Origin of the sequence: Shimia sp. (genome assembly GCF_041624275.1) — a bacterium.
GTDB lineage: Bacteria > Pseudomonadota > Alphaproteobacteria > Rhodobacterales > Rhodobacteraceae > Shimia.
Window position 1 is genome coordinate 1 of sequence record NZ_JBFJVE010000152.1, and the last position, 7,840, is coordinate 7,840.

Genomic DNA, 7,840 nt, shown 5'->3' on the forward strand with positions numbered 1-7,840 from the left:
GCCCGGCGGCAAGGCGGCCGGGCCCACCGCCGGCAGGCGGCAGGCATCGACAAGCAGGATCTTCTGGCGCGGCCGGTCCGACAGCGCCCGGCTCAGCACCCGCAGGGGCAGCGCGCCGGCGCCGGGCCCGGCGGCAAAGCGGCTGTCGCGCAGCAGCAGGTGGCTTTCGCCGCCGGCCACCCGCCCGTGGCCCGAGAAGTAGATCACCACCTGGCGCGCGTCGCGGGCCGCGATCCGCAGCTCGGCCAGTTGCCGCAGCATCTCGTCGTGGCCGGGGTCCAGCGCCAGCACCGTGTGATAGCCGAGGCGGCGAAAGGCCCGCGCCACCGCCACCGCATCGCGCGGGGCGTTGGGCAGGCCGGGCCCGAATTCATAGGTGCCGACGCCGACGATCAGCGCGACATGGCCGGGCCCCGCAGTTGGCCGCGTTGTTGGCCCGGCGCCGAGTCCCGTGACGGTCCCCGTGACGGTCCCCGTGACGGTCCCTGTGTCGGACCCGGTGTCAGACCCGGCGCCGGGTCCGGTCGCGGTGGCCGCCGGCGCGGACCAGAGCAGCAGCAGGACCGCCAGCGCCCGGCGCCACATTCAACGGCACCCGTCGCCGGTGCCGGCGCGGGCCAGAATCTCGACCCGGCGGTTGCGCGGATGCGGGCCGGGCAGGCCGGGCAGAAGCTGCGATTCGCCGCGCGCCTCGGTCAGGATGCGCCGCGCCGCCAGCCCGCCCCGGGCCACCAGATAGGCCACCACCTGCGCCGCCCGGTCGCGCGAGAGCCGCAGGTTGTAGGCGGGGGCGCCGACACTGTCGGCATGGCCCACCAGCTTGAGGCAGCTGCCGGTGAGGGCGGGGCCCTTGAGCACCGCGGAGAGGCGGTCGAGATGGGCGGTGTAATCGGCGGTCAGCCGGTCGGAATCAAAGGCGAAGCGGACGAAATAGCCGCGCTCTTCCTCGAGGCTGCCGGGGGCGGCGGCGGCGCGCGGGAAACCGGCCACTGGCGCCGCGCCTCGGGCCGTGCCGAAGGCGCCGGCCAGGGGCGCCGGGCAGGCCGGCGGGCGGCGCCCGGTCAGCGCGGTTTCGATGGCGCAGCGATCCGCCGTCACCGGCAGTTCGGGCGCGGCGGCCCCGGAAGGCGGCGGCGTCAGGCCCAGCAGCAGGGTCACGGCCCCGGCGCGCAGTTGGGTGATGCAGAATCGCATGTCATCCTCGCAGGCTGTTGCGCCGCCAGTCTGCCAGAGCCCCCTCAAGGAACCCTTTCGATGTCGCGAAAAGCTTTCGCAAAAGACGTTTAAAACCCGAAACAAGGCGGTTTTGATGCCATCTGCGCCGAACTGCGGGCAGGCTGCGGGCTTTTGTTTCCGCGCCGGCAACAAAAAGCGGGGATTCCCGGGATTCGGGCGAAGAATTCAAAATCGAGTCAAATTTGCGCCACATTTCTCGCTCTAGATGAGTCCCAAAGCCGCTTGGTCCACACGGGCCATTGAGAAAGCGGCGGGCCCGAAAGGGCGGATGCCGGACCAAATGAGATTCGCAGAAGCGGATATTTCGGTGCGGCCTGGTGGAGAAGACGATGAAAACGCTTGTAGTGGACGATGACGAACTGATCCGGGAACTGCTGGTCGAGATTCTCGCAGCCCATGGCTATGAGAACATCACCCAGGCCGAAAGCGGCGAGGACGCGCTGGCCAAGATTTCCCAGAGCGATCAGCCCTTCGACTGTTTCATGTTCGACATCCAGATGCCGGGCATGGACGGGATCGAGCTGTGCAGCCATGTGCGTGCGATGGCGCAGTACAAGGACTCGCCGGTGCTGATGATCACCGCGATGAACAACCAGGATTACATCGGTCGCGCCTTCAGCGCCGGGGCCACGGATTACGTCACCAAGCCCTTTGACACCACCGAGCTGATCACCCGCGTGCGGCTGGCCGACCGGCTGCAATCGGAAACCAAACGCGCCAGCGCCGCTGCCGCGACCGCCCTGGCCAAGCCCAAGCCGGCCTTTTCCGAGCCGGTGGCGATCACCGAGATCAAGGGTTTCGTCAACAGCGCGGTGCTGGAAAACTATGTCATGATCAACCTCGAGCAGAAGCACTTCCCGCTGGCCGCGGTGGCGCTTCAGATCCCCGAGCTGGCCCTGGTGCACGCCGGGTCGAGCAGCGACGAGTTCCAGTTCGTGCTGACCGATATCGCCGAGGTGATCTCGGATATCCTCTGCGGCTCGCAGGCCTTCATGAGCTATGTCGGCGGCGGCGTGTTCATCTGCGTCGGCAACCGCCACACGATGCCGGATGCCGGCGACCTCAGGAGCGAGCTGGTGGTGATGCTGAACGACCCCGACCTGGTCTTCTGCGACGAGGTCCATACCAGCTTCACCGCCATTGTCGGTGACAAGTCGGCGCCGAAACTGTTCGAGAAACGCGGCGATCTGCGGTTCCTCGACCGGGCCGTGGAAAGCATGAAGGCGGCGATCGCGACCAGCGATGGCGGCCGCGCGAAGAAACTGGCCGGTGGATCACAGGTCGCCTTCGCGGCCTGACCCCCCACCGGGGAAGAGGAACCATCGGGACGACGCCGTTGTCACGGCGTCGTGAAGGGAAAACTCTGCGCTGAACTGTGGTGAAATAACCGCAGTTGTCACAAAAAGCGCAGGAAACCCGCGAAACGTTAAGCGTGCTTTAACGAATGTAAAAATTTAGGGGCACAAATCCGCACGAAATTGTGTAGGCTGTGCATAAGAATTAAGAAGCGCAAAAATATCAAAAAAGCGCAAAAAAGCAGGTTGCAGGCAATGGAACAAGGTGTGGACACGTCTGGTGCCGCCAAACTGGAAGCGGGATTCGCAAAGCTGCGCGAACGTTTCGTCGAGGGTTTGGAAGAGCGCGAAGAAGAATTCCTGAATCTGCTGGAGGTCCTGAACGACCCGGCGCAGACGGAAGCTTCGGCAGATGGCATCCGGGCCCACGCGCACAAGCTGCACGGGCTGTCGGGCACCCTCGGATACGCGCGGCTGGGATCGCTGGCGGCGCAGCTCGAGCATCATATCGACCTCATTCTGGCCGGGCCGCGCCCGCTCGAGACCGGGTTTCTGACCGAGCTGCTCGACGCCCTGCTCGACGAGATTCAGAACATACTGGACGACGCGTGAGACGGTGATGCCTGTCTTGACATCAGGAACACAGAGGCCCCTCGGGATGGTCACCAGACTGCGCCGGGGGATGCTGGCCGTGTTGCTGTCTGCCGGCCTTGCGCTGACGGGCGGCGCCGGGGCCGTGGCGCAGGAGGCGCCGCCGCCCGATGTCGAACCGCGCCAGTTCCAGATCGGCCTTCTGGCCACCGAGGGCGCGACCCGCGCGCTCGAGGCATGGGGACCGACCGCCGCGGCGCTGAATGCCGCGGCCGCCGCACAGCAGCTGCCCTATGGGTTTTCCATCAAGCCGCACAACCACGGTTCGCTGATCGAGGCGGTCGAAAGCGCCAGTGTCGACCTGTTGCTGACCGACTCGGCCTCCTTCGTCGCCGCCGAGGTCAAGAACGGCGCCCGGGCGATGCTGTCGATGGCGCATATGTGGGACGATCAGGCGCTGGACATGACCGGCGCGCTGGTCTTCGTGCGTTCCGACAGCGCCGTGCGCAGCCTCGGGCAGCTCGAGGGCAAGAAGATCATGGCGGTGGCCAAGAATGATTTCGCGGGCTGGTGGCTGGCCGAGCAGGAGATTCGCAAGCACCGTCTGGACCCCCGCGACCTGATGTCGGAGGTGGTGTTTTCGGGCGGCAACGAACGCGAGGTGATCTACGCGGTGCAGTCGGGGCTGGTCGACGTCGGCGTGATCCGCGCCGGAATGCTCGAGACCCTGGCCCGCAAGGGGGTGGTCGACCTTGCCGATTTCGCCCCGGTCTCGCGTCTGGCGGTCGAGGGCTACCCGTTCTGGGTCAGCACGCCGCTGTTCCCCGAGTGGGTTATGGCGGCGATGCCCGACATGCCCGAAGAGGCGCTGGCGCTGGTCATCAACACGCTGTTGCAGGTGACGCCCGAGGACGCCGCCTCGCGCGCTGCCGGCGATGCCGTATGGCAGGCGCCGCAGAACTATCAGGCGGTGCATGATCTGCTGATCTCGCTGCGGGTGCGGCCCTATGAGAACTATTACCTTCAGGCTGCGAACCGCATCTACCAGACCTACAAGTGGCTGATCCTCGGGGTGGCCGCGCTCAGCCTGCTGTCGCTGGCCTTCCTGATCTACGAGCTGCGCCGCAACATGCAGCTGGCCGAGGAACGGCGCGATGTGCTCAAGTCCGAGACCCGCAGCAAGAAATTCTATCGCAGTGCCATCGAGGAACACACGGTGTTCTGCATGCTGACCCCCGATGGCACCATCACCCATGTCAACGAGCGTTTCCTGAAAGTCAGCGCTCGCAGCCGGCAGGGGCTTATCAGCCAGTCGCTGGACATGCTTCTGGACACCAAGGACCACACCCGGCTGCATGACGAGATCATGACCAGCATGGAGCTTGGGGTGCCGTGGTCCGGAGCTCTTAAACTGAACAAGAACGACGGCTCTCCGGCCTGGGTTCAATGTACATTCATTCCCGTAACAAGTTCCTCTGAACAATTGAGTGAGGTTGCAATGGTCGCGACCGATGTGACAAAGACGACGCAAGGCGTTTCCGAAAAACGATTCCACAATACGCTGGAGCTGATCCAGGATCAGGTTTTCGTGATGCGTCCCCACAGTTTCGAATTCCTGCACTGCAACGAGGCCGCCGAGCGGCATCTTGCCAAACGCAGCACCGGCGGCGACTGGCGCGGCAAGGGCGCCGAGGATTTCATCACCGCCGAGGATTTCCGGACCCTGGCCCTGCGCAGCGAGGCGATCGTCGAAGGACCGCAGCGCCGCGTGACCTGGGAGACCGAGGCCAAGGACGGCACCGTCTATGAGATCAGCCTCGAATACGCCGAGCCCGACCAGGACGAGTCGCGGCTGATCGCCATCTATCGCGATATCACCGAGCGCAAGGCGGCCGAAAAGGCCAAGAACGAGTTCATCGCCACGGTCAGTCACGAGCTGCGCACGCCGCTGACCTCGATGAAGGGCGCGCTGGGGCTGGCGCTGTCGGGCGCTGTCGGCGAGATGCCCGAGAAGATGAACAAGCTGGTGACCATGGCCAACAGCAACTGCGACCGGCTGGTGATGATGATCAACGACATTCTCGACCTCGAGAAGATCGAGGCCGGCAAGATGGAGTTCAACCTGGTCTCCTGCGATCTGCGCGACCTGATTGCCGCGGCGATGGAGGCCAACCACTTCTACGCCGAGAAATTCGGGGTCAAATTCGTCAGCAACATCCGCCAGGAAGACATCGAGCACCTGACCATGGGCGATGTCGGCCGGCTGCGCCAGGTGATGGACAACCTGATGTCCAATGCCGCCAAATTCTCGCCGAAGGGGTCCGAGATCATCGTCTCGCTGTTCGAGCACAAGGGCAGCTGGCGCATCAGCATCCGCGATTTCGGCTCGGGCATTCCGGCCGCCGCCCAGGGCAGGATCTTCGACAAGTTCTCGCAGGCCGACAGTTCCGACACGCGCTCCAAGGGCGGCACCGGGCTGGGTCTGGCGATCGTCAAGCAGATCGTCGAAAACCACGACGGGCGGATCTTCTTCGTCAGCGTCGAAGAGGTCGGCACCGAGTTCTTCGTCGACCTGCCGCGCATCGAGGACGGCAAGGTGGTGCCGATTGCGGCGGAAAACGGCGAGGCCATCGCGTTTTCGGAATTCGCCGAACCGGCGGTGGTGCCGGTCGGCGACCTTGCAGAACAGGCGGTCAGCCAGCTGTTGCAGCGCGCCCGCGCGGTCGGGGCCTCGGTCGAGGTCGAATTCGGCCGTGTCAACGCGCTGCAGGTGGCCAAGGGCCGGGGCGCGGTGTCGCAATCGACGATCCTGGCCTGGATGAGCGCCGAGGGGCGCGCCCTCTTGTCCAGCCTGGTCGAGACCAAGAAGCTCGACAACCGCGAGGCGCTGGTCGTCGAAATGACCCTGCCGGCCCCGGATGAGAAGGGCCAGGCGCCGCAGCTGACGGATGCCGTGCCGCTGGTGCACGACTGGATGGTGCAGGCCGTCGCCGCCGTCGGGGGCTCTGACGAAGAGGGTGCAAAGGCGCCGGAACTGACCTGCACCCTAGTGTCGGGCGATGCGACCACTGTCGGCTGGGCCGCGGACAGCGGGTACCAGGTGGTCGACGACACTTTGCAGGCCGCGACCATGGCGGACCAGGAGCCGCAGGACGCGATCATCCTTTACCACAATGTGGACGAATCCGGTGTCGCCACCATCTTCCCGCTGAGCGACGGCAACCTGCCGAAGGGCCTGCCGGTGACCGTTCTGGTCACCCATCAGGAACAGGCCGAATCCGAGCGCGGCGTGGTGTCGAAATTCGCCGGCGGCGAAATGGGCGGCCGGGGTCGGGCGCGGCGCAGAAACGCGTCGTGAAATGGAACTCTGATCGAGGCGGAATCAATGACGGAACTGACTAAAATCCTGCATGTCGAGGACGATCCCGACATTCTTGAGATCGCGGAGATGGCGCTTGGCCTGATCGGCGGCTTCGACGTCACGCAGGCGGACCGCGGCGAAAAGGCCCTCGACATGCTGCAATCGGTCAACCCGCAGCTGATCCTGAGCGATGTGCAGATGCCGGGTCTGACCGGGCCCGAGACCATCGAGGCGATCCGCGCCACGCCGGGCTTCGAAACCGTGCCGGCGATCTACATGACCGCCAAGCTGATGGAGGTCGACAACGGCACGCTGAGCGGCCCCCATAATCTGGGGGTGATCTCCAAGCCCTTCGATCCGACCACGCTGGCCGATCAGATCCGCGCCCTGTGGGCGGCGCGGGCCGAGGCCGCCTGAACCCGCTGGCCCCGCCGGCCACCGGGCGCTTCACCCATTCGTGATCGCCGGGGGTTTGACCTTCCGGCGCTGGAATGGCGCAGAGCTGACTCGCGCGCGTCTGGATCGCGCATGGACAAGAGGCAGTGATGGACAGACTGACAATGATGATCGGCGGCGTGGTCGTCGCCGGGGCCGCGGTACTCGCGGTCAACCTTTTCAAGGCGCCGGCCCCCGGCGGGCATTCGATGACCGCGCCCGACACCGGCGCGCTCGCGGCGGGCGACCCGATCGCCGAGGTCCGCCTGCCGGCGGCGCTGAGCCCGCTGGCACGGAACGGCAAGCTGGCCTTCGAGGCCAAATGCGCCGCCTGCCACGGCGACAACGCGACCGGGCGCGAAGGGGCGGCGCCGCCGCTGGTCCACAAGATCTACGAGCCCGGCCACCACGGCGACCAGTCGTTCTTCATGGCGGTCCAGAACGGGGTGCGGGCGCATCACTGGCCCTTCGGCAACATGCCTCCGGTGCCGGGCTTGACCCGTGGCGACGTCAAGGGCATCGTGGCCTATGTAAGGGAATTGCAGCGCGAAAACGGGATCTTCTGACAGGTGCAGCGTAACAAGGGCAGGACAATCAGACCTCTGCTGATCGGGGTGAGTCTTCTCCTCGCCGGCCTGTTGCTGTTCTCGGGCCCGGCCCGGGCCCATGGCGCGCATGACGGCGCGGCGCAAAGCGAGATGGCGCCCGCGCCCGATGTCGAGCAGGGCGTTTCGCAGGCCGCCGGGCATTGTCACGGCGGCGCCTATTGCAACGGTGCCGCCCTGGCGGTCGTCGTGGTGACGCCGCCACGGCCGGTCCCGGCAGGAGACGTTCAGCCGATCAGGGGCGCGGCGGGCCGACTGCAGGCCGTGCCGGCCGATGACCCGCCGCCGCCGCGCCCACAGTCCTGAAACGGCGAAAC

The 7,840-nt window shown here is 66.0% G+C and carries 8 protein-coding genes; 6 read left to right on the top strand and 2 right to left on the bottom strand.

All coding sequences use genetic code 11. The annotated features are described in order from the left end of the window. Together ABZD10_RS11640 and ABZD10_RS11645 are read right to left on the bottom strand one after the other, a co-directional pair. A partial coding sequence (locus tag ABZD10_RS11640) for a caspase domain-containing protein (protein WP_372886675.1) occupies positions 1-585 on the bottom strand: 585 nt, incomplete at its 3' end. Next, the gene (locus tag ABZD10_RS11645) at positions 586-1,194 is read right to left on the bottom strand and encodes an OmpA family protein (protein WP_372886677.1); all 609 of its coding nucleotides are present in this window, start codon (positions 1,192-1,194) and stop codon (positions 586-588) included. A 371-nt stretch (positions 1,195-1,565) separates the two neighbouring features. Between ABZD10_RS11645 and ABZD10_RS11650 the strand changes: the two genes are divergently transcribed. The 6 genes from ABZD10_RS11650 (at position 1,566) to ABZD10_RS11675 (ending at position 7,829) form a co-directional block, all read left to right on the top strand. Beyond that, positions 1,566-2,534 carry a PleD family two-component system response regulator gene (locus ABZD10_RS11650; RefSeq protein WP_372886678.1) on the top strand — a complete coding sequence of 323 codons (969 nt, stop codon included), beginning with the start codon at positions 1,566-1,568 and terminating at the stop codon, positions 2,532-2,534. A 252-nt stretch (positions 2,535-2,786) separates the two neighbouring features. Then, positions 2,787-3,143 (top strand): Hpt domain-containing protein, encoded by a 357-nt coding sequence (locus ABZD10_RS11655; protein ID WP_372886679.1) that lies wholly within the window; start codon positions 2,787-2,789, stop codon positions 3,141-3,143. 46 nt (positions 3,144-3,189) lie between these two features. Then, complete coding sequence (locus tag ABZD10_RS11660; RefSeq protein WP_372886681.1) at positions 3,190-6,480, top strand: PhnD/SsuA/transferrin family substrate-binding protein; 3,291 nt, start codon at positions 3,190-3,192, stop codon at positions 6,478-6,480. 27 nt (positions 6,481-6,507) lie between these two features. Continuing rightward, positions 6,508-6,900 (top strand): response regulator, encoded by a 393-nt coding sequence (locus tag ABZD10_RS11665; RefSeq protein ID WP_372886683.1) that lies wholly within the window; start codon positions 6,508-6,510, stop codon positions 6,898-6,900. 128 nt (positions 6,901-7,028) lie between these two features. Then, the gene (locus tag ABZD10_RS11670) at positions 7,029-7,484 is read left to right on the top strand and encodes a cytochrome c (protein ID WP_372886684.1); all 456 of its coding nucleotides are present in this window, start codon (positions 7,029-7,031) and stop codon (positions 7,482-7,484) included. Positions 7,485-7,532: 48 nt separating this feature from the next. Beyond that, positions 7,533-7,829 (top strand): hypothetical protein, encoded by a 297-nt coding sequence (locus tag ABZD10_RS11675; RefSeq protein WP_372886686.1) that lies wholly within the window; start codon positions 7,533-7,535, stop codon positions 7,827-7,829. The last annotated feature ends 11 nt before the right edge of the window (positions 7,830-7,840 follow it).

Bases quoted from the DNA above. Each gene is read 5' to 3' on its own strand.
- ABZD10_RS11645 (WP_372886677.1), bottom strand. From the start codon at position 1,194: ATGCGATTCTGCATCACCCAACTGCGCGCCGGGGCCGTGACCCTGCTG.
- ABZD10_RS11650 (WP_372886678.1), top strand. From the start codon at position 1,566: ATGAAAACGCTTGTAGTGGACGATGACGAACTGATCCGGGAACTGCTG.
- ABZD10_RS11655 (WP_372886679.1), top strand. From the start codon at position 2,787: ATGGAACAAGGTGTGGACACGTCTGGTGCCGCCAAACTGGAAGCGGGA.
- ABZD10_RS11660 (WP_372886681.1), top strand. From the start codon at position 3,190: ATGGTCACCAGACTGCGCCGGGGGATGCTGGCCGTGTTGCTGTCTGCC.
- ABZD10_RS11665 (WP_372886683.1), top strand. From the start codon at position 6,508: ATGACGGAACTGACTAAAATCCTGCATGTCGAGGACGATCCCGACATT.
- ABZD10_RS11670 (WP_372886684.1), top strand. From the start codon at position 7,029: ATGGACAGACTGACAATGATGATCGGCGGCGTGGTCGTCGCCGGGGCC.